At 58.4% G+C, this 20,338-nt stretch carries 15 protein-coding genes and 1 tRNA gene; 12 read left to right on the top strand and 4 right to left on the bottom strand.

Annotation, left to right across the window (positions count from 1 at the left end; all coding sequences use genetic code 11):
• Positions 1-3: 3 nt before the first annotated feature.
• Positions 4-77, bottom strand: a tRNA-Cys gene (locus WNZ14_RS13055).
• Positions 78-279: 202 nt separating this feature from the next.
• On the opposite strand from WNZ14_RS13055, the gene WNZ14_RS13060 reads away from it, so the two are divergent.
• From WNZ14_RS13060 to WNZ14_RS13085, 6 genes are all read left to right on the top strand, one after another.
• The gene (locus WNZ14_RS13060) at positions 280-954 is read left to right on the top strand and encodes a protein-L-isoaspartate O-methyltransferase (protein ID WP_342869085.1); all 675 of its coding nucleotides are present in this window, start codon (positions 280-282) and stop codon (positions 952-954) included.
• A 184-nt stretch (positions 955-1,138) separates the two neighbouring features.
• Positions 1,139-2,488, top strand: a complete 1,350-nt coding sequence (locus tag WNZ14_RS13065) for a TolC family outer membrane protein (RefSeq protein ID WP_342869086.1) — start codon at positions 1,139-1,141, stop codon at positions 2,486-2,488.
• 172 nt (positions 2,489-2,660) lie between these two features.
• Positions 2,661-3,470: a DUF2497 domain-containing protein gene (locus tag WNZ14_RS13070; protein WP_342869087.1), complete on the top strand. Its 810-nt coding sequence runs from the start codon at positions 2,661-2,663 to the stop codon at positions 3,468-3,470.
• A gap of 301 nt (positions 3,471-3,771) precedes the next feature.
• Entirely contained in the window at positions 3,772-6,585 is a 2,814-nt protein-coding gene (locus tag WNZ14_RS13075) for a valine--tRNA ligase (RefSeq protein ID WP_342869088.1), read from the top strand.
• Between the two features lie 505 nt (positions 6,586-7,090).
• Complete coding sequence (gene ilvD / locus WNZ14_RS13080; protein WP_342869089.1) at positions 7,091-8,815, top strand: dihydroxy-acid dehydratase; 1,725 nt, start codon at positions 7,091-7,093, stop codon at positions 8,813-8,815.
• A complete protein-coding gene (locus WNZ14_RS13085; RefSeq protein ID WP_342869090.1) occupies positions 8,802-9,599 on the top strand; it encodes a tetratricopeptide repeat protein in 798 nt (265 codons plus the stop codon). The genes ilvD and WNZ14_RS13085 overlap by 14 nt, the downstream gene beginning before the upstream one ends.
• 72 nt (positions 9,600-9,671) lie before the next feature.
• On the opposite strand, the gene WNZ14_RS13090 is transcribed toward WNZ14_RS13085, so the two are convergent.
• The 3 genes from WNZ14_RS13090 to erpA all read right to left on the bottom strand — a co-directional run bounded on the left by WNZ14_RS13090 (position 9,672) and on the right by erpA (position 11,208).
• Entirely contained in the window at positions 9,672-9,947 is a 276-nt protein-coding gene (locus WNZ14_RS13090; protein WP_342869091.1) for a hypothetical protein, read from the bottom strand.
• 90 nt (positions 9,948-10,037) lie between these two features.
• Positions 10,038-10,820 carry an exodeoxyribonuclease III gene (xth, locus tag WNZ14_RS13095; protein WP_342869092.1) on the bottom strand — a complete coding sequence of 261 codons (783 nt, stop codon included), beginning with the start codon at positions 10,818-10,820 and terminating at the stop codon, positions 10,038-10,040.
• Positions 10,821-10,872: 52 nt separating this feature from the next.
• On the bottom strand, positions 10,873-11,208 hold the full coding sequence (gene erpA, locus WNZ14_RS13100; RefSeq protein ID WP_342869093.1) for an iron-sulfur cluster insertion protein ErpA: 336 nt from the start codon (positions 11,206-11,208) through the stop codon (positions 10,873-10,875).
• A gap of 139 nt (positions 11,209-11,347) precedes the next feature.
• Between erpA and WNZ14_RS13105 the strand changes: the two genes are divergently transcribed.
• The 6 genes from WNZ14_RS13105 (at position 11,348) to scpB (ending at position 20,331) form a co-directional block, all read left to right on the top strand.
• On the top strand, positions 11,348-12,553 hold the full coding sequence (locus WNZ14_RS13105; RefSeq protein WP_342869094.1) for a deoxyguanosinetriphosphate triphosphohydrolase: 1,206 nt from the start codon (positions 11,348-11,350) through the stop codon (positions 12,551-12,553).
• Positions 12,554-12,617: 64 nt separating this feature from the next.
• On the top strand, positions 12,618-14,378 hold the full coding sequence (gene argS / locus WNZ14_RS13110; RefSeq protein WP_342869095.1) for an arginine--tRNA ligase: 1,761 nt from the start codon (positions 12,618-12,620) through the stop codon (positions 14,376-14,378).
• Between the two features lie 60 nt (positions 14,379-14,438).
• Positions 14,439-17,552: an SPOR domain-containing protein gene (locus tag WNZ14_RS13115; protein ID WP_342869096.1), complete on the top strand. Its 3,114-nt coding sequence runs from the start codon at positions 14,439-14,441 to the stop codon at positions 17,550-17,552.
• 119 nt (positions 17,553-17,671) lie between these two features.
• A complete protein-coding gene (nagZ, locus tag WNZ14_RS13120; RefSeq protein ID WP_342869097.1) occupies positions 17,672-18,688 on the top strand; it encodes a beta-N-acetylhexosaminidase in 1,017 nt (338 codons plus the stop codon).
• Between the two features lie 87 nt (positions 18,689-18,775).
• Positions 18,776-19,576, top strand: coding sequence for a ScpA family protein (locus WNZ14_RS13125; RefSeq protein ID WP_342870228.1), 801 nt, complete (start codon positions 18,776-18,778; stop codon positions 19,574-19,576).
• A gap of 68 nt (positions 19,577-19,644) precedes the next feature.
• Positions 19,645-20,331, top strand: coding sequence for an SMC-Scp complex subunit ScpB (scpB, locus tag WNZ14_RS13130; RefSeq protein WP_342870229.1), 687 nt, complete (start codon positions 19,645-19,647; stop codon positions 20,329-20,331).
• Positions 20,332-20,338 lie beyond the last annotated feature (7 nt).

Raw genomic sequence — 20,338 nt, forward strand, 5'->3', positions numbered from 1 at the left:
GAATGGAGGCCTCGCCCGGAATCGAACCGGGGTGCAAGGATTTGCAGTCCTCTGCGTAACCACTCCGCCACGAGGCCTCATGCCGATCATTGACCGGACGGCTGGCAAATAGACGGAGAATCAAAGCTGCGCAAGGGGCATGTTGGCAGCTGGCCTTGCTTTCTTCATGACTTGTTTGGTTGAAAACCCTTAATTCGACCGGCCAGCGCTTGGTTCAGCTTGAATCTCGCGGTGCGGCGATCTATTGAAGCGCAAGACCAGATGCATCGGAGAGACCGGATGGGCACCGACTATCAAGACGCGCGACAGAAAATGGTGGACAACCAGATCCGCACCACGGACGTGACATCGCATTCCGTGTTGAAAGCTTTCCTGACAGTTGCGCGTGAGAATTTCGTTCCGACGCCACTCAAGCCATTGGCCTATATCGACAGCGATATCCAGATTTCTGCGGGCGGGCCTGATGGCGTCGCCCGTTTTGTCATGGAAGCTTCGCCATTGGCCAAGATGCTGCAACTGGCGCAGATCACCCGCGAACATGTCGTGCTGGAGATCGGCTGCGGATCAGGTTATTGCGCCGCGCTTCTGTCGCTGGTTGCCGGATCGGTTGTTGCTGTCGAGAGCGATTCGGAGCTTGCCGATGCTGCGAGTGAACGATTGAGTGAAGGTGGCTATGACAATGTGGCCGTGGTTACCGGCGAACTTGAAAAAGGCTATGCGGCGGAAGGTCCCTATGACCTGATCTTCGTCAATGGCGCGGTGGAAACCGTGCCGGCAGCCTTGTTCGACCAGCTTCGTGAAGGCGGGCGACTGGTTGCTGCTGTCGGTTTCGGGCTTTCTGCGCAGGCGCATCTGTTTGTCAAGGATGGCGGCGTGGTGTCGAGCAGGCCGGCATTCAATATCTCTGTCAAGCCTCTGCCAGGTTTCCGCAAAAGCGAAGAATTCGTTTTCTAGAAATCTGCGCAGCACGAAAACCAGCCATGCTGCCAATTGTCGCGCTGTTGCGCGACGGCAACTTGATGGGGATTAGTGCTCTATTGGTGGTCGTTCGCGATTGCTTCTGACAGCGCTAGCCATCATATGTTTAAGAAACACCATGATAGTGTCCTGTGCTTGACCGGGGCGCCCGTTTTCGCGCATGTTGGAGTACATACTCGTGTCAATTTTAAAGAATTCGCTCGCTGCCGCCGTCGTTTCCATGATGGCCCTTGCTCCGCAGTCGGTTTCAGCCGAGACGATCTATCAGGCCATGGCGAAGGCTTACGAGAACAACCCTGATCTCAACGCTGCACGCGCGGGTTTGCGGGCGACGGACGAAGGTGTCGCGCTGGCGAAATCAGGATACCGTCCGATCATCGGCGCGGAAGCGGCGACATCTGTGGTGAACACCGAGGGACGGGTGGTCAAGTCGGCGAGCGTCGGGGTGTCGATCACCCAGACACTTTTTGATGGATTTCAGACCCGAAACAATGTTCGCGCGTCCGAGGCTGCGGTCTTCGCCGGGCGGGAGAACCTGCGCGGCACCGAAATTGATATCCTGCTTGCCACGGTTCAGGCCTATGCAAACGTAAACCGGGACAACCAGATCGTTGTCTTCCGCAAGCAGAATATTGCGTTCCTTCAGGAGCAGTTTTCAGCAGCCCGTGCCCGCTTTGACGTGGGTGAAAGCACCCGGACGGACGTGAGTCTCGCCGAAGCTCAGCTCGCAGGCGCCAAGGCCAGTTTGACGGCTGCCATAGCTCAGGCCAAGTCCAGTGCAGCAGTCTATGCCCAGATCGTGGGGTCGGTGCCAAATAACCTCAAGCCGGTTCCGCTCCCGCGCAAGCTGCTTCCGGGTTCGCTGGAGTTTGCTGTTGCGCAGGCGACGAAGGAGCACCCGGCCGTTCTGGCAGCGCTCTACGGGGTTGATGCTGCCGGATACAAGGTCAAATCCCAGGAAGGTGCGTTCCTTCCCGGCGTCAAGCTCAGCGGTTCGGTTGCCGAGGCTAGCGGCGGCATAACCACAAGTCAGATCCAGGCCAAGGTTACCGTGCCGCTCTATCAGGGTGGCGCAGCTTCTGCATCTGTGCGGCAGGCGAAGGAGCAATTGGGCCAGCAGCGCATTCTGGTCGATTCCGCACGGCGCGCAGTCGAGCAAGCCGTGGTGACGTCATGGACGCAGATGGAAGCTGCAACCGCGACCATCGGAGCGAACCGGGCGCAGCTTTCCGCAGCCAACCTGGCACTGAATGGTGTTGTCGAGGAGCGGCGCGTCGGGCAGCGGACCACGCTTGATGTGCTCAACGGACAGCAAACCGTTCTGAATGCCAAGGAAGCGATTTCCCAGTCGGAGCGAAACGCGATCGTCGCGAGCTTCTCGGTGCTTGCAAATACCGGAAAGCTGACAGTGGAACGTCTTGGCCTGAGAGTGGCCAACTACAAGCCCGAAGTTCACTACGAAGCGACCAAGGACCGTTGGTTCGGTCTGCGTACTGTGGACGGCCGCTGAGCCAGGCTGTCTGGCCTCGGAAAACTTCGTTTTTCGCGGCTCACGTGAATTCCTGTGCACGAACAACGAACCTGCGTCCGTTGCGATTCTCAAAACCTGGCTGATGCCGTAGACTGTCAAGGTGATTCGCCGGTTGGCATGAGCCTGGCGACGATAGTAACGGAGCGTAATCATGGGACAGGCCGGCGCGCAGCGCGAACCGTCAATGGAAGAAATTCTTGCTTCCATTCGCAGGATCATTGAAAACAACGAGCCTGGAGCGGATGGCATACCGCTTGGTGCGGGTGCGGTATTGAGCCAGCACGATGCTGATGACGATGCCTATGACACCGAGTATGCGGAACAGGAATCAGACAGCCAGCGGACTGCTGCAAATGACGCGCCTGTCGCTCAGCCAGTTTCTCTGGCTGATGTAGCTGCTCGCGCCCGCGCAGTTCCCGGGGCATTTGCAACGGAATCGTCCCATACAGTCGCTCGTCAGGAAGCAATGCCGGAAAGCGCACCAGAGGTCATGGATGTGGCAGCGGAGGAGCTTCGCGAAGCCTTGACGTCCGAAGAGCCTGTAGAAGCTGCAGCGGTCGCTGTTGCTCACGTAGAAGAGCCCAAGAAAGACGAACCTGTTGCACGGCAGCCAGCTGTTGAAGCGGCTCCGGCCCGGCATGCGGCTCCTGCCGAGCATGTCGAGCCTGCTGCTCCTGTCCAGCATGAGGAACCTGCGGCTGCTGCCGAGCATGAGGAGGCCGCTGTTGGACGCGACGCTGGCGGCCAACTGGTTTCGCTGCAAACCGGCGAAAAAGTTGCTGCGGCTTTCGGAGAACTTGATGCCGCCATCGCGGCTGGACAAAGACGCTCATTCGACGAAATTGCCGAAGAGATGCTGCGGCCCATGCTGACCCAATGGCTTGATGACAATCTGCCAACACTGGTGGAGCGGTTGGTGCGCGAAGAAATCGAGCGTGTGTCACGCGGCAACCGCCGCTGATCGGTCGCGCTCAGGCTGTCTGTTTGAGCGCGCCTCGGCCTGCTGCAAAGAGTTGTCATCGGCAAGCAAATGTCCTGCCGCAATGGTCACTCTTTGCGGCGGCATATTGCATGACGCTATTATTTTCGAGAAGTGCTAGGATTTCGGTCCGGCAGCGTTGGGTCAGTCTGGCTTTACGCTCGTGTTACGGATGCAATCGGTGAATTCGGTTGTCCCGGTTCGGCTCAGCTTGTGTTGACTCCACCATTCCGTTCCGGTTTATCACAGTCCTATCCCTTCAGATGCAAACGGTTCCCCGATTATGCTCGAAAAAACCTATGACGCCGCGGCCATAGAGCCCAAAATTGCGACACGCTGGGCAGAGGCGAATGCTTTCGCCGCTGGCGCAGGCGCACAACCCGAGCGGGATTCGTTTTGTATCGTGATCCCGCCGCCGAATGTAACGGGCTCGCTTCACATGGGCCATGCGCTCAACAATACGCTGCAGGACATCCTGGTGCGTTATCATCGCATGCTGGGAGAAAACGTTCTCTGGCAGCCAGGAATGGACCATGCCGGTATCGCCACCCAGATGGTGGTTGAGCGGCAATTGGCCGAGAAGCAGATCCATCGTCGCGAGATCGGTCGCGAGGCCTTTGTCGAAAAGATCTGGGAGTGGAAAGACCAGTCCGGCGGGATGATTTTCAATCAGCTCAAGCGGCTTGGTGCGTCTTGCGACTGGTCGCGCGAGCGCTTCACCATGGACGAGGGGCTGTCACGCGCAGTTCTGGAAGTGTTCGTCACCCTCTACAAGGAAGGCCTGATCTACAAGGACAAGCGGCTGGTCAACTGGGATCCGAAGTTGCTGACCGCGATTTCAGATCTCGAAGTCGAGCAGGTCGAGGTGCAGGGCAATCTCTGGCACTTCCGCTATCCTTTGGCGGACGGCGTCACCTACGAGCATCCTGTCTCCTATGACGAGGAGACCGAGACATCCACCTATGAGACCCGGGATTACATCATCGTCGCCACAACGCGGCCTGAAACCATGCTGGGTGACACTGCTGTCGCGGTCAATCCGGAAGATGTCCGCTACAAGGATCTGATCGGCAAGCATGTCGTTCTGCCGCTGGTCGGACGGCGCATCGCGATTGTTGGCGACGATTATGCGGATGAGACGGCTGGCTCCGGCGCGGTGAAGATTACGCCTGCGCATGATTTCAACGATTTCGAAGTCGGCAGACGTCACCATCTCAAGGCCATCAACATACTGACCACCGATGGTCGCATGGCGCTCAAGGACAATGAGGACTTCCTCGAAGATCTCAGTGTCGAGGGCAAGCTGATCGAGGTGATGGAAGAACTCGACGGTATGGACCGCTTTGCCGCGCGCAAGGAAGTCGTGACCAAGATGGAGGAGCTCGGGCTTCTCGATCATATCGAACCACACACGCACATGGTTCCGCATGGAGACCGGGGCGGGGTTCCGATCGAGCCTTTCCTTACGGACCAATGGTACGTCAACGCCGCCGAAATGGCGAAGCCCGCGATTGAGAGCGTGCGCGAGGGCCGGACCAATTTTGTGCCGAAGAACTGGGAAAAGACCTATTTCGAGTGGATGGAGAACATCCAGCCCTGGTGTATTTCGCGGCAATTGTGGTGGGGACACCAGATCCCGGCCTGGTACGGACCGGACGGACAGGTTTTTGTCGAAAAGGACGAGGAAACCGCGCTCGAGGCGGCGATCCAGCATTACCTCGCCCATGAAGGACCATGGAAAGCCTGGGTTGAAGAGAAGCTTGAGAATTTCAAGCCGGGCGAAATTCTGACCCGGGACGAAGATGTTCTCGATACCTGGTTCTCGTCTGCGCTGTGGCCGTTCTCGACACTTGGCTGGCCCGACGAGACGCCCGAGCTTGCCCGCTACTACCAGACTGATGTTCTGGTGACGGGCTTTGATATCATCTTCTTCTGGGTCGCCCGGATGATGATGATGGGGCTGCACTTCATGAAGGAAGAGCCGTTCCACACGGTCTATGTTCATGCGCTGGTCCGTGACAAGGACGGCGCCAAGATGTCGAAATCCAAGGGCAACGTCATCGATCCGCTCGATCTGATCGACGAGTATGGTGCTGACGCCCTGCGGTTTACGCTTGCCATCATGGCAGCGCAGGGCCGTGACGTGAAACTCGATCCGTCGCGGATTGCCGGATATCGCAATTTCGGTACCAAGCTTTGGAATGCGACACGGTTTGCCGACATGAATGGCGCGGTTCTGGATCCGGCTTTCGACCCGTCGTCGTCCAAGCTGACGATCAACCGCTGGATTCTGACTGAGCTGACCCGGACCTCGAACGAGGTGAAGGCCGCAATCGAGGCTTACAAGTTCAACGAGGCTTCGAGCGCGCTGTACCGGTTTGTCTGGAACCAGGTGTGCGACTGGTATCTGGAATTGCTCAAGCCGGTGTTCAACGGTGAGGACGAGGTTGCCAAGGTCGAGGCACGCGCGTGTGCAGCGCATGTGCTGGCTGAGGCTGTGAAGCTTCTGCATCCGTTCATGCCATTCATGACCGAGGAACTCTGGGAGCATCTGGCTGGTTCAAGTGCGGGCCTTGCCTGTCACGCAGCATGGCCAAAGCCGGTCTTTGCTGACGAGGCGGCCGCGTCGGAAATCAACTGGCTGATCGATCTGGTCTCGGGTTTGCGCTCTGTTCGTTCCGAGATGAATGTTCCGCCATCGGCGAAAGCGCCGCTGGTGATGGTTGGCAGCAACGCTGCAACCGGAGAACGGCTTGTTCGTCATGAGCCTGCAATCAAGCAACTGGCCCGCGTGACGAATATTGTGCTGGAAAGTGCAGTGCCGGCCGGCTCGGCGCAGATCGTTGTCGGGGAGGCAACGGCCTGCCTGCCTCTGGGTGATCTGATCGATCTGACGGCGGAGAAGGCGCGGCTTGAAAAAGCACGGTCAAAAATCGCTGATGATGTCGACAAGATCGAACGCAAGCTTGCCAACGAGAAATTCGTTGCCAATGCCAAGCCTGAAGTGGTCGAGGCCGAGCGCGAAAAACTTGTCGAGTTGCTGGGGCAGAAAGACAAGCTGGGCGAAGCGATTGAGCGGCTGACCCAGGCTGGCTGATATACCGTCCGGCGATAGAGGATTGATAAGGCGGCCCGCCAAGCGGGCCGCCTACCGTTTTTGAAAACATCTCGCAAATGGCTGAACCCAATCACAAGTGCGGCCTTCCAGATGGTTCAATTGACCGATCGGGAGGTCGGCGCTGATGAGGAACCCGAGCTCTGGTGGTGCGCCATGCAGCGTTCCTTCCCCTAAGGGTGCCGAACTGCGCCTTGGCCGGGCTTGAGCCTTTACCCAAACCCGTCCGGGTTGCCGAAGTATTTTCGTTGCGTGACAGTCCGGTGTCATCGCCTGATGTGCTCCGCCTGAGAATTCGGCCAGTTTTTGGCGTCACGGTGCTCGAGATCACGAAATGTGACGATTCAGCAACACTTTTTTTCTAAGCATCTGCTATGGATTTGTGCAGGCATAATGTGCCCATTTCCCGCCACAAACGGGGCGCAGGGCAGGACGTAAGTTCACCCCCGCGGCTAGGTCATGCAGGTCAGACGCGTCTGAGGATTTTATGAGCGCCACACCATTCGACAAATCCAAGCTTCCAAGCCGTTACACAACGGTTGGTCCCGCGCGTGCTCCGCACCGGTCGTTCCTCTATGCGATGGGACTATCGAGTGAGGAAATCGCCCAGCCACTCGTTGGCGTGGCTTCCTGCTGGAACGAAGCCGCACCGTGCAACATCTCGCTGATGCGGCAAGCGCAGGTGGTCAAGAAGGGCGTTGCCGCGGCCAAGGGTACGCCGCGCGAATTCTGTACGATCACTGTGACCGACGGCATTGCCATGGGCCATCAGGGCATGAAGGCTTCACTTGCCAGCCGTGACCTGATTGCCGATTCGGTTGAGCTGACGATGCGCGGGCATTGCTATGACGCCATTGTCGGTCTGGCTGGTTGCGACAAGTCGCTGCCGGGCATGATGATGTCGATGGTCCGGCTCAATGTGCCATCAATCTTCATTTATGGCGGCTCAATTCTTCCAGGCAATTTCCGCGGCCGGCAGATCACTGTGCAGGACGTGTTCGAGGCTGTGGGACAGCACTCGGTCGGCGATATGTCCGATGAGGATCTGCTCGAGATCGAACAGGCTGCTTGCCCTTCTGCCGGCTCTTGCGGCGCGCAGTTTACCGCCAACACCATGGCGACTGTTGCTGAGGCAATCGGTCTGGCGCTGCCATATTCCTGCGGCGCGCCTGCTCCTTACGAGATGCGCGACAAATTCTCCTACGCGGCCGGCGAGAAGGTGATGGAACTGATCGCAAAGCAGATCCGCCCGCGCGACATCGTTACGCTCAAGGCGCTGGAAAATGCTGCTGCCGTTGTTTCGGCGACTGGCGGGTCGACCAATGCGGCACTTCACCTGCCGGCGATAGCGCATGAATGCGGCATCGAGTTCGATCTCTTTGATGTTGCCAGGATTTTTGAACGCACTCCCTACATCGCCAATCTGAAGCCGGGCGGCAAGTATGTGGCCAAGGACATGTTCGAGGCTGGCGGCATTCCGGTGCTGATGAAGACCATGCTCGAGCACGGTTATCTGCACGGCGATTGCATGACAGTGACCGGCCGGACACTGGCTGAGAACATGGAGCATGTCCGCTGGAACGATCAGCAGGACGTGGTGCTACCGGCCAACAAGCCAATTACGACAACAGGCGGTGTCGTGGGTCTTAAAGGCAATCTGGCCGAGGATGGCGCCATCGTGAAGGTGGCCGGTATGTCGAAGCTGAAATTCAGCGGACCGGCTCGTTGCTTCGATTCTGAGGAAGAATGCTTCAATGCGGTCACAAATCGCATTTACAAGGAAGGTGAGGTTCTGGTGATCCGCTACGAGGGCCCCAAAGGTGGCCCTGGCATGCGTGAAATGCTGTCGACCACAGCGGCGCTCTACGGGCAGGGCATGGGCGACAAGGTTGCGCTGATCACCGATGGCCGGTTCTCCGGCGCGACCCGCGGTTTCTGTATCGGCCATGTCGGCCCGGAAGCAGCGGAAGGCGGGCCAATAGGTCTGCTTCAGGATGGCGACATCATCGATATCGATGCCGTCGAGGGAACTTTGAATGTGCAACTGTCCGACGAGGAACTGGCTGCACGCAGACAAAAATGGACAGCGCGGGAAACCGATTATGCATCGGGCGCGCTGTGGAAATACGCCCAGACGGTGGGATCAGCGCGCTATGGCGCGGTTACCCATCCGGGCGGAGCGAAAGAAAAGCACTGCTATGCAGACATCTAGCCGCACCCGGACGGGTCTTTTTGGTGTTGTACTTGCCTTTGCCATAGGCTCCGGCGGGCATGCCCTGGCGTTTGATCCAAATTCAGGTGTCACCAGCGAATCCGGTCCGTTCGACCTGTTCAAGTTTGGCTTTTCGGCCTACAAGAAAGGCCGCAAGGATGAGGCCGTAGAGGCCTACAAGTATGCAGCGGAGAAGGGCCACCCAGGTGCGCGCTGGGCGCTCGCCAACATGTACGCCTATGGCGACGGTGTGGTTGAGAACGACTACGAAGCCTTCAAGATTTACGATGATATCGCCCGTCAGGGTGTCGAACCTGGTTCGCAGGACACCGGCTATTTCGTCAATGCGCTGTTGTCGCTGGCGACCTATTACCAGAAGGGTATTCCCGGCAGCCCGATCAAGGCCAATCTGGGCGCTGCCCGTCAGCTCTATTTCCAGGCTGCTTCCGCATTCGGTGTGCCTGAAGCTCAGTACCGTCTTGGCCGCATGATCCTCGAAGGCGAGGGCGGTGCCAATGATATCCAGCAAGCGAAAAAATGGCTTAACCGGGCTCGGGTCAGCGGCCACCCAGCTGCGTCCGCAGTTCTTGGAAATGTCGTGTTCGATGAGGGCCAGACAGTTCGCGGACTTGCCTTCATGACGACTGCGCTTGAGCGCTCGCCAGCTTCCGACAAGGCCTGGATCCAGGCGATGCAGGAGCGCGCATTCTCGCTCGCCGGTGAAGCCGACCGCCGCACAGCCATTGCGCTGGCGCAGGATATGCTGGCCAAGGGCCTGAACTAGCAACCAAAAGTTCAGGCTGGCTTCTTCCTAGCCGCAGCCTTCGTTGATATTTCGGCAGTCGATTGAGGATTGTCAGCCTTGAATGAGCGCCGCGGATTTTAATGTCCAGGGCGACATCTGCGAGACAGGGCAACCGTCTGAAATCTTCTTCCAGCTTGTGTTGTTGAGATTGCGCTCGCAGCGTGCCAGGTAACGCTGGGACGAGCCGATCTGCAGGCAGATGACGCTGCCCTCCTTGATCCGTTTGCCGTTGCCCAGACATTCGCAATCCTGACCGGCGAAGGCAGGCGGCACGCAAAGCGTTGCAACGGCGATAAAACCGATGCTCAAAGCCAATTGCCGTGTCATTGCGCGTTTCATCCCTGAATAATGCGCTTACTGCGGTTTTTTGGCAAGGTTCGTGTTGACGAGGCAAAAGTCCGCGCCGTCCGCGCGCTCTCAAACGGCGAGCGAAATTGCCACCGGAACGTGATCTGACGGCTTTTCCCAAGCCCTTACGTGTTTCTCAACGTTTGCTGATTGCAGAAGAATTGCAGCTTCGGGCGAGAGCATCAGATGGTCGATGCGGATGCCATTGTTCTTGGGCCACGCGCCGGCCTGGTAGTCCCAGAACGTGTAGGTTTCCGGTGCGTCGTTGACCGAGCGCAAGGCATCGGTGAAGCCCATATTTTCGAGCTTTCTGAATGCGTTGCGGGATTCAGGCCGAAACAGGGCGTCGCCTTCCCAGGCCTTTGGGTCATGGCAATCGACAGGCTCGGGAATGACATTGTAATCGCCTGCGAGAACCAGCGGTTCCTCAAGCGCCAACCGGTCCGCAGCAAAGGCTTCCAGTCGCTCCATCCAGGACAGCTTGTAGGGGAATTTTGGTGTATCGACCGGGTTGCCGTTGGGCAGATAGAGCGACACCACGCGCAGAACCCCGCCGTCGACTGAGAACACTGCCTCTATGAAGCGTGCCTGCTCGTCGCTGTCATCGCCGGGCAGGCCGCGATTGACTTCATCGGGGCTCTGCTTGGAAAGTATCGCAACCCCGTTGAAGCCCTTTTGTCCATGGGTTTCAACGTGATAGCCGAGGGCTTCAATCTCGAGCCGCGGGAACCCCTCGTCGACCGACTTGATCTCCTGCAGGCAGGCAATGTCCGGATCGCTTTCCTTGAGCCAGACCTGCAGATTGTCGATCCGCGCCTTGACGCCATTGATGTTCCATGTGGCGATTTTCAAGGCATGCATCCTCTGGCAGGTAATCCGCTCAGTCGCGAATAAACTAGACTGATCAAATTGAGAAGCTGGTTCCGCAGCCGCAGGATGCGACCGCGTTCGGGTTCCTGATCTGAAAGGCCTGGCCCATCAGATTGTCAACGAAATCGATTTCAGATCCCGCCATGTAGACAAGCGAGACCTGGTCTATCAGAACCCGGGCTTCGTTCTTTTCCAGCACGATGTCGTCCTCATCGGCCTGGTCGGCGAGATCGAACTTGTAGGAAAAGCCCGAACATCCGCCGCCTTCAACGGATACGCGGAGCGCAGACTTGCCGGTTTCGGCCGAGACGATCTCCTTGATCCTGCGTGCAGCGGATTCCGAGAGTGTTACAGTGGCTGTTTCAGTCATGGTACCTCCTTGCCGGGGTCAAGGTCCGGAAGAGACGTGTTTCAAATCACTTCCTCTATAGGTATGAAGGCGCTGGCCCTGCGTCAATGCTTGGACGGACTGAGTCGAAGCCTGTTTGGCGCCTGTTGACGGGATAGGCATGGAAATCGACGTAAAAGAATTGGGTTTTGGAACCGGGGCGCATGCGCCATGGGCGGTTGACCAGTGGTCAAGCCGTGGGCGGTTGGTTGCCGAGCCCATCAGTCCGACCCGGTCGGAGTTCCAGCGCGACCGCGACCGGATCATTCACACCACCGCTTTCCGGCGGCTCAAACACAAGACGCAAGTCTTTGTCGCGCACGAAGGCGATCACTACCGGACGCGACTGACCCACACCATAGAAGTGGCGCAGATCGCCCGGGCGCTGGCGCGTGCGCTGAAGCTCGACGAGGATCTGGCCGAAGGCGTGGCGCTGGTGCATGATTTCGGACACACGCCGTTCGGCCATACCGGCGAAGAAGCGCTCGATGAGTTGATGGCGGGCGCAGGAGGGTTCGATCACAATGCCCAGTCGCTGCGTATCGTCACCAAGCTCGAGCAGCGCTATGCGGATTTTGATGGTCTCAATCTGAGTTGGGAAACGCTTGAGGGGCTGGTCAAGCACAATGGCCCGCTGATCGTGGAGGGCGGCAAGCCGGTTCCCGAGCCGATTGCGCACTACAATGCCGGGCACGATCTGTGGCTTTCGACCCATTCAAGCCTCGAATCGCAGGTTGCGGCGATTGCCGACGATATTGCCTACAACACCCACGACATTGATGATGGCCTGCGCTCCGGTCTGGTCACGATCGAGATGCTGGAGGAACTGCCGCTGCTCGCGCGTCTGCTTACTGAAGTCCGTGACCGCTATCCCGATCTCGAGGAGCCGCGATTGATCCATGAGGTGATGCGCAGGCAGATCACCAGGATGGTTGAGGACGTGATTGGCGTGACACAGGCCAACATTCAGGCGATCAAACCGCAATCCGCCGATGATGTCCGCCATGCGGGACAAACCATGGCGCATTTTTCCGAAGAGTTTGTCGAGGCCGACCGCAACATCAAGACGTTCCTGTACAGGCATCTGTACCGGCATCCCGATGTGATGCGGGTGAGGGCGTCAGCGACCCAGATCGTTCGGGATCTGTTTGCGGCTTTCATGGCGGCCCCATCTGAAATGGGCGACAAGCACCGTCATGCCGGGATCGAAGATCTGGCTGTCGAATTGCGGGCCCGGAAGGTCAGGGATTATCTCGCTGGAATGACCGACACTTATGCCATTGCCGCACACCGCCGTTTGTTTGACCATACGCCGGAATTGCGATAGGCAGCGCTCACCCGAGGCGAGCATCAGTTTCGCCCAGTTTTCCCGTCATATCCGGACTTAAGCCATGAATGTGTTCAAGGACTTCGAAAATAGAATCAAGCTGGCTGTTCAAACGCTTGATGCCGTCAAGGAAAAGGACGGCGAAGTCAGCTTTGACCGATTGACTGTAGAGCCTCCGCGCGATCCTGCTCATGGAGATATTTCGACCAATGCCGCAATGGTGCTGGCCAAGCCTCTTGGCATGAATCCGCGCGCGCTGGCGGAGATGATCGCGGCGCAGTTTGACGGTGATGCTGATGTGTCCGAGACAAGCGTGGCAGGGCCCGGTTTTCTCAACTTTCGGCTGACAGCGACCTTCTGGCAGCGGCTGGCATCGACGGTTATCCGTGAGGGCGTTGACTACGGGCGATCAAATGTCGGTGCGGACCGGAAGGTCAATGTCGAATACGTATCTGCAAACCCGACTGGCCCGATGCATGTCGGCCATTGCCGCGGCGCGGTGGTCGGCGATGCGCTGGCCAATCTGATGGGCTTTGCGGGCTATGACGTCACCAAGGAATACTACATCAACGACGCCGGGTCGCAGATCGATGTTCTGTCGAAGTCGGTCTATCTGAGATACCGCGAAGCGCTTGGCGAGGATATCGGCGAAATTCCGGCGGGTCTTTATCCCGGCGATTACCTGGTTCCTGTGGGGCAGGCGCTTGCGTCCGAGTTTGGTACCTCGATCCGCGCTATGTCGGAAGCCGAGCGTATGTCCCTGATCAAGGACCGCACGATTGATGCGATGATGGACATGATCCGGGCCGACCTGAAGGCGCTGAATGTAGAGCACGACGTGTTTTATTCCGAGCGCAGCCTGCATGCCGACGGTGAACGCGCGATCCGTAACGCTATCAACGACCTGACGTTCAAGGGCCATGTCTACAAGGGCAAGCTGCCGCCGCCGAAGGGCCAGACCGCTGAGGATTGGGAAGACCGGGAACAAACACTGTTCCGGTCGACCGAGGTTGGGGACGACATGGACCGCCCGCTGATCAAGTCGGATGGCAGCTATACCTACTTTGCCGCTGACGTTGCCTATTTCCGTGACAAGTTCGAGCGCGGCTTCAAAGAGATGATCTATGTGCTTGGTGCCGACCATGGTGGCTACATCAAGCGGCTTGAGGCTGTCGCCAAGGCCGTCTCGGCCGGTGAAGCCAAGCTGACGGTACTGTTATGCCAGCTCGTCAAGATCTACCGTGATGGCGAGCCCGTCCGGATGTCCAAACGCTCTGGCGATTTCGTCACGCTTCGTGACGTGGTGGATGAAGTGGGCGTGGATTCCGTTCGCTTCATGATGCTTTACCGCAAGAGTTCCGAATCGCTCGACTTTGATTTTGCCAAGGTCACCGAGCACTCCAAGGACAATCCGGTCTTCTACGTTCAGTACGCCCATGCACGCTGCGCTTCCGTGATGCGCCAGGCCCTTGAGACGTTTCCCGATCTGGACCTTTCGCCTGAAGCCCTGGCGTCGGCTGATCTGTCAGATCTTTCCCATGAGAGCGAACTGGCCCTGATCGCCAAGCTTGGCGAGTATCCGCGGATGATCGAGGCTGCGGCGTCCGGGCAGGAGCCGCACAGGGTGGCGTTTTACCTCTATGAGCTGGCAAGTTTGCTGCATTCGCACTGGAACAAGGGGCGTGACGAGCCAAGTTTGCGGTTTGTTAACGATAAAAACAGACAATCAACAAATGCCAGGTTGGGCCTGGTGTACGCAGTAGCGTCGGTGTTGAAGTCAGGACTCTCGATTACGGGTACTGATGCACCTGAAGAAATGCGCTAGGCGTCACCTTTTCCCCACATTGCTTTGGCAGTAGAGTGTGCGAGAGTATGTGAGTGATGCATGGCTGATCAATTCGATAACACTGCCCGGTCCCAGTATCCGGATGCCGAAATTGATGATCCCTTGGCGGAGCTTGCCAGGATTATCGGTTACGAGCGGCCGTCCGAGGTAACGCCTGCGGCTGAAAAAGCTCCTGAGTCGAGTGAATTCGATCTTGAGGCCGAACTGATGCGCGAGCTCGACGTGCCGCTTGCGCCATCAATTGATGAGCTGGACCGGATCGAAGCCGACGAGGCTTTGGATGTCTTGATGGCCGATGGCGGCTTTGATCAGGGCGTCGAGCAATCGCTTGCGGACGCAGACCGGAATGCCGCTTTCGACGCTCAATTTGACACCCCTTTCGATGACGCGCCTGCGCTTGATACCGCAGACTTCATCTCCGCCGAGGGGCGGTCGTCGGATGCGCTGCTCAAGGCAATTGAAAGCGAATTCCCCGTCGATCAGGCTGCTGAGCTGACAGAAGGCGAACTGTCTGGCGGCGACGACGACTGGATGCAGCGCCCGGATTCGGATTATTTTGCTGAAGAGCAACCTTCGACTGAGCCTGCACCGTTCAATGCGGATGAACAGCTAGCTTTTGAACCTTTTGCAGAAGAGGGTGCACCGGCAGCTGCCGCTGCTGTCATGACACCGCAGGCTGCAAGTGCGGACGATCTGTCGGGTGATGACGTTTTTGCCGATATGGTTCGCTTCGATCAGCGTTGCAATCCCCCGGTCGGTGCGGAAAGCGACGATCCGTCGGCCGTGTCGGACAACACGCAGCCCGAAGGCCAGTATGCTGATAAGCCGCTGGATTTCGAAGAGTATTTGTCGGCTGAGCTTGATGTCTTCGGGCAAGAAGTTGCGATTTCAGAGAGCAGCAACGACATCGAGCCATCTGATCAGGCTGCCATCGCAGATAACGGCGTCGATCTTGATGTCGAGACGGCTCTGGATGCATTGAATGACAGTGAACTTGATGACCAGGTTGCTGTCTTTGATGACGCGGCGGAAGAGTTGCTGGCTGCAATAAACGGCGATGTCGAAAACAGAAGCCTCGCCGGACCGGCACAAGACCACACTATTGATCCAACCGGTGAGTGGTCACTCGACAGCATTGAAGAAGGTGTTGCCGATGAGCTCGATGATGAGCTTGGTGACATGTTCGGTCTGCCTGAGCGTGCTCCGGACCCGGTTGCTGCGCAAGCCGATGCGACTGATGAGCTGGAGATTGATCTGGAGCAGGTCCTGGCTGACGGTTTCGATGATGACTGGGCCGAACCGGTAGAGGTGGTTTCTGTCAGTCAACGGACCGAACCGGCGGTGGAGGCCAACGACTGGCTGTCGGGCATTCCCGAGGCTGATCAGCAGGCCCAGCGCGATGAAATGACAGAGGCGTTCCTCGATTTCGTGCCACATGATGATGATGATGGCGAACCGGAATTGGCTTCCTCGAAAGCTGGCGAAGGCAATCGGTTGGATCGACCGGGTGCAGAGCCGCAGCAGAGCGACTGGCTTGATGGGTTCGAGACTTCCGAACAAATGGTGGAAGCCTCAAGTTCTGCTTCAGGGGCGGATGATTACTATTTTGATGCAGAGCTGATTTCCGAATCTGACGAGATGGTCGAGATTGTTACCGACATCGATGTTCCGGAGTTGGAACATGACGATCCGCAACTGGTTGACCCGGACTACGACACCGAGATCGAGCGCGAGTTCGCCGATATTGTTGAGCAAAACGAGCAGAATCTCGATGATCAGCCGGCAAATGTCGTTGGTGCTGCGTTGGGCTCTGCCGAAGATTGGAGCCGTGGGACAACGCCTCAGCGCGGCTATGAAGTGTCGGATGACTATATTGCGCTGGAACGCGAGCTTAGTTCCGGTGTGGATCACGCGTCCATTGTCGCTGCGACTGCGGGCTATGACGGTCAGGGCATGGTCGGGGAGTTTGATGGCCCCGATGCAATGGCTGCCGCTAGCGGTGAAACTGAAAATGGTTCCCGAGGCCCCGTACTGGCGATAGCGGTTCTCGGATTGGCAGTGCTTGCTGGTGTTGGAGCGTTTGGCTGGAGCATGATGTCAGGCGACGAGATGAGCGCTGACGGTGGTCCACGCATTATCCGTGCAGACACGGATCCGGTTAAGGTGCTTCCGGAGAACCCGGGTGGCGTGACTGTGCCCAACCAGGACAAGGCGGTCTACGATCGTGTTGCTGGCGGGGGCGGGGCTTCTCCCGGTCAGCCGGCGCTGATCAACTCTGCGGAAGAGCCTGTGGACGTTGTCCAGCGAACGCTCGATCCCGAGTTCCTGCCTCTGGAAGGTCGTGCGGATTTTGCCGGCAAATCTGAGGAACGCCTGTCTGCCGACGGGACAAGCGGCGAATCCACGGGCGATGGGTTGCCGGCTCCGGTTGTGTCACCGCGCAAGGTGCGCACGATGATCGTCAAACCGGATGGTTCGATTGTGGCAAGGGAAATCTCTGAGCCTGAGGTCTCGACAGCTGGAGATACGCCGCAGACTCTTGCAGCCGCGTCTCCGGAAAGTGCAGCCACGTCAGACACTGCACAGGTTCTCGAACCCGCTCAGGAGACGCCGTCTGAGGCCGCCGCGCCAGTTCAGGAACCGGCGGTTGGTACTGATATTGCAGCAACGGATGGCACGGTTGCACCAGTGCGGGTTGTCAAAACCCAGCCGATACGGCCCGTGGCCAATGCTCCGGTTCCGCAGGGCCGTCCCGCAGACCAGCCAGTCAATGTCGTGGGGACCGTTTCCCAAGCCGGCAGGGTTGGCGCTGCGCCCGCCGCAGCCGAGGCTGTTCCGGCAACGCCTGCTGCTCCTCAACCCGTCGCGGTTGCATCGGCTCCGGCAGCCGCCGCACCGGTCGCCAATCCGGGTGGGTACTATGTGCAGATTGCCTCACAGCCGACCGCAGAAGGGGCCCAGTCTTCCTGGCGCACCTTGTCAAATCGCTACAGTTCAGTGCTTGGCGGGCAGAGTGTTGATATCCAGCGTGCAGACATTCCCGGCAAGGGTGTGTTTCACAGGGTTCGGGTGCCTGCGGGCTCCCGAGATCAGGCAAATGCACTTTGCAGCCGCTACAAGTCTGCCGGTGGGAGTTGCTTTGTCTCGCGCTGATTTCTGAACGGCAAACAAATCTAGTTAGAAGGCCGCACAACACTGTGCGGCCTTTTTCATGTCGGCAGATCCTGTGATGCCGGACTTTCAAACGCGGTTGGTTCGACTACGATTGCGCAATGAGCGAATCAAAAGCAGTTATTTTGGGATGTGCGGGACCGGAGCTGAGCTCCAGCGAGGCATCATTCTTTGCCGATACCAGGCCATGGGGGTTTATCCTTTTTGGCCGCAATATCGTGAGCCTGAACCAGGTCGCCGACCTGACCGCCAATCTGCGTGAAAGCGTTGGCCGACCTGATGCGCCGGTGCTGATTGATCAGGAAGGTGGACGGGTGCAGCGGTTCAAGCCGCCGCTGGTTCCTCAATATCCTTCGGGTGCTGATCTCGGCGCACTTTATCTGGCCAACCGTGAAGCTGGTTTGCGCGCAACCTGGATCATGTCGCGTCTGCACGCATTCGATCTCTATCCGCTCGGCATTACTGTCGACTGCCTGCCTGTGCTTGATGTGCCGTCACCCGGCGGTCATGAAGTCATTGGCAGTCGTGCTTATGGCATAACACCAGATGTCGTTGCCATACTGGGGGCCGCGGCGTCTGAGGGTCTGAAGGCCGGAGGGATGTTGCCGGTGATCAAGCACATTCCCGGCCATGGCCGTGCCGGCGCTGACACGCATCATGAATTGCCACATGTGGACGCGTCCCACGCGGAGCTGTCGGCGCGTGATTTCGGACCGTTCAAGGCGCTTGCACATGAGGCCATGGCGATGTCGGCGCATGTGGTCTTTACCGATATCGATCCGGAGCATCCGGCGACAACGTCGCGTCGGGTGGTGGAGGAGATTATTCGCTCGGAAATCGGTTTTGATGGACTTTTGATGTCCGATGACGTGTCGATGAATGCGCTTTCTGGGGATTTCGCTACAAGGGCCAGTGCAATTTTCGCCGCAGGATGCGATGTCACATTGCACTGCAATGGCAATCGGGCGGAAATGGAAGCGGTGGCTTCCGTGACGCCGGACCTCAGGGACCAGGCCTTGCGGCGCGCCAATGACGTGATGGCAGCGTTTGGTGCTCCGGATGACAGTGACGAGATGGCATTGCGTGAAGAGTTCGAGGGGTTGATGGCGGCCTCCTAACCAGGGATCTGAAAGGCGGCAGGTGTGAACAACGGCAACCGGCAAAGCGGTGGCAATTCCGGCAAGACGGCCCCGGGCAGGACGCCCATGGACGTGATGTGGGATGATGCCAAGGCTGACCGGGCAACCGGAGACCCTGCGCTGGTGATCGACGTCGCCGGTTTCGAAGGCCCGCTCGATCTGTTGCTGCATCTGGCCCGCACCCAGCGCGTGGATCTTGCGCGGATTTCGGTTCTGGCGCTCGCAGAGCAGTATCTGCTTTTTGTCGAGAAGGCGCGCGCGCTGCGGCTGGAGCTTGCGGCTGACTATCTGGTCATGGCCGCATGGCTCGCCTATCTCAAATCAAAGCTTCTGATCCCGCAGAGCTCCAAGGGTGATGAACCGAGCGGTGAGGAAATGGCGGCGCAGCTTGCCTTCCGGCTCAAGCGGCTCGAGGCGATGCGCGAAGCGGCAACGCGGCTGGTCAACCGCAACCGGTTGGGCCGCGATGTGTTCGCCCGCGGCGCGCCGGAACCGATGGTGATCGACAAGACTTCAAATTTTGACGCCACGCTGTATGATCTGCTGACAGCCTATGCGGCGCAGAAGCAGCGCCAGACCATAACCCAGGTGACAATTTCACGCAGGCGGGTCTGGTCGCTCAGCGATGCGCGTGTGATCCTGTTCCGGCTGATCGGCGAACTCGCGGACTGGACGGCACTCGACCAGTATCTCTTGCGCTATTTGTCGGATCCGGAAGAGCGGGCAACCGCTATCGCCAGTTCGTTTGCCGCAAGCCTCGAGATGGTGCGGGAAGGGCGACTGGAAATTCGTCAGGACGGCGCATTCCAGCCTATCTTCATGCGACGGCCGCAACAGGCTGCCGTCAGCGCAGGGAGCAAAGCATGATCATGGACCCGAGCCACAGTGCCGCTTTTGCCCTTGAGGCGGACGCGGATGATGCAGAGGACAACGAGATGGGGTCGGATGCTCTGGATGCTCTCAGGGAGCGTGCTCTGCACGAGGCTGAACGCATTGCCGAAGCGCTTGTGTTTGCGTCCAGCGAACCGGTCGCGGAAAAACTGATCTCGGGCAAGCTTCCGGAAAACACGTCTGTCAGGGTGGTGATGGAGCGACTGGCCGAGCGCTATGCCTCGCGCGGCATCAATCTGGTTCGTATCGGCGATGCCTGGGCGTTCCGTACGGCTGCCGATCTGGGCTTTCTGATCCGGCGCGACGAGACCGAAGTCAAGAAACTCTCGCGCGCGGGCCTGGAGGTGCTGTCGACCATCGCCTATCATCAGCCGGTGACGCGGGCGGAAATCGAAGATGTTCGCGGCGTGGCCACCTCCAAGGGCACGCTTGATGTGCTTCTGGAAACCGGCTGGGTGCGCATGCGGGGCCGGAGAAGGTCGCCGGGGCGCCCGGTGACCTATGGAACGACGATGGCGTTTCTCGATCATTTTGGCCTTGAAGACCTGCGTGACTTGCCAGGAATGGATGAGCTAAAAGGGGCAGGTCTGCTCTCCGGCCGGGTTCCATCGAACTTTCAAGCGCCAATTCCATCCTCCGGCGACGATTTTGGCGATGACGAGGATCCTATCACCCAACTTGACCTGGAAGAGCTTGGTCTCTTGACTCCGATGGGTGAAGCGGAGGACTAAGCATCCG

Source organism: Hoeflea sp. AS60, from assembly GCF_038900115.1.
Lineage (GTDB): Bacteria > Pseudomonadota > Alphaproteobacteria > Rhizobiales > Rhizobiaceae > Hoeflea.

Excerpts from the sequence above, each read along its gene's own strand:
- WNZ14_RS13060 (WP_342869085.1), top strand. The coding sequence starts at position 280 with ATGGGCACCGACTATCAAGACGCGCGACAGAAAATGGTGGACAACCAG.
- WNZ14_RS13065 (WP_342869086.1), top strand. The coding sequence starts at position 1,139 with ATGTTGGAGTACATACTCGTGTCAATTTTAAAGAATTCGCTCGCTGCC.
- WNZ14_RS13070 (WP_342869087.1), top strand. The coding sequence starts at position 2,661 with ATGGGACAGGCCGGCGCGCAGCGCGAACCGTCAATGGAAGAAATTCTT.
- WNZ14_RS13075 (WP_342869088.1), top strand. The coding sequence starts at position 3,772 with ATGCTCGAAAAAACCTATGACGCCGCGGCCATAGAGCCCAAAATTGCG.
- ilvD (WP_342869089.1), top strand. The coding sequence starts at position 7,091 with ATGAGCGCCACACCATTCGACAAATCCAAGCTTCCAAGCCGTTACACA.
- WNZ14_RS13085 (WP_342869090.1), top strand. The coding sequence starts at position 8,802 with ATGCAGACATCTAGCCGCACCCGGACGGGTCTTTTTGGTGTTGTACTT.
- WNZ14_RS13090 (WP_342869091.1), bottom strand. The coding sequence starts at position 9,947 with ATGACACGGCAATTGGCTTTGAGCATCGGTTTTATCGCCGTTGCAACG.
- erpA (WP_342869093.1), bottom strand. The coding sequence starts at position 11,208 with ATGACTGAAACAGCCACTGTAACACTCTCGGAATCCGCTGCACGCAGG.
- WNZ14_RS13105 (WP_342869094.1), top strand. The coding sequence starts at position 11,348 with ATGGAAATCGACGTAAAAGAATTGGGTTTTGGAACCGGGGCGCATGCG.
- argS (WP_342869095.1), top strand. The coding sequence starts at position 12,618 with ATGAATGTGTTCAAGGACTTCGAAAATAGAATCAAGCTGGCTGTTCAA.
- WNZ14_RS13115 (WP_342869096.1), top strand. The coding sequence starts at position 14,439 with ATGGCTGATCAATTCGATAACACTGCCCGGTCCCAGTATCCGGATGCC.
- nagZ (WP_342869097.1), top strand. The coding sequence starts at position 17,672 with ATGAGCGAATCAAAAGCAGTTATTTTGGGATGTGCGGGACCGGAGCTG.
- WNZ14_RS13125 (WP_342870228.1), top strand. The coding sequence starts at position 18,776 with ATGGACGTGATGTGGGATGATGCCAAGGCTGACCGGGCAACCGGAGAC.
- scpB (WP_342870229.1), top strand. The coding sequence starts at position 19,645 with ATGGGGTCGGATGCTCTGGATGCTCTCAGGGAGCGTGCTCTGCACGAG.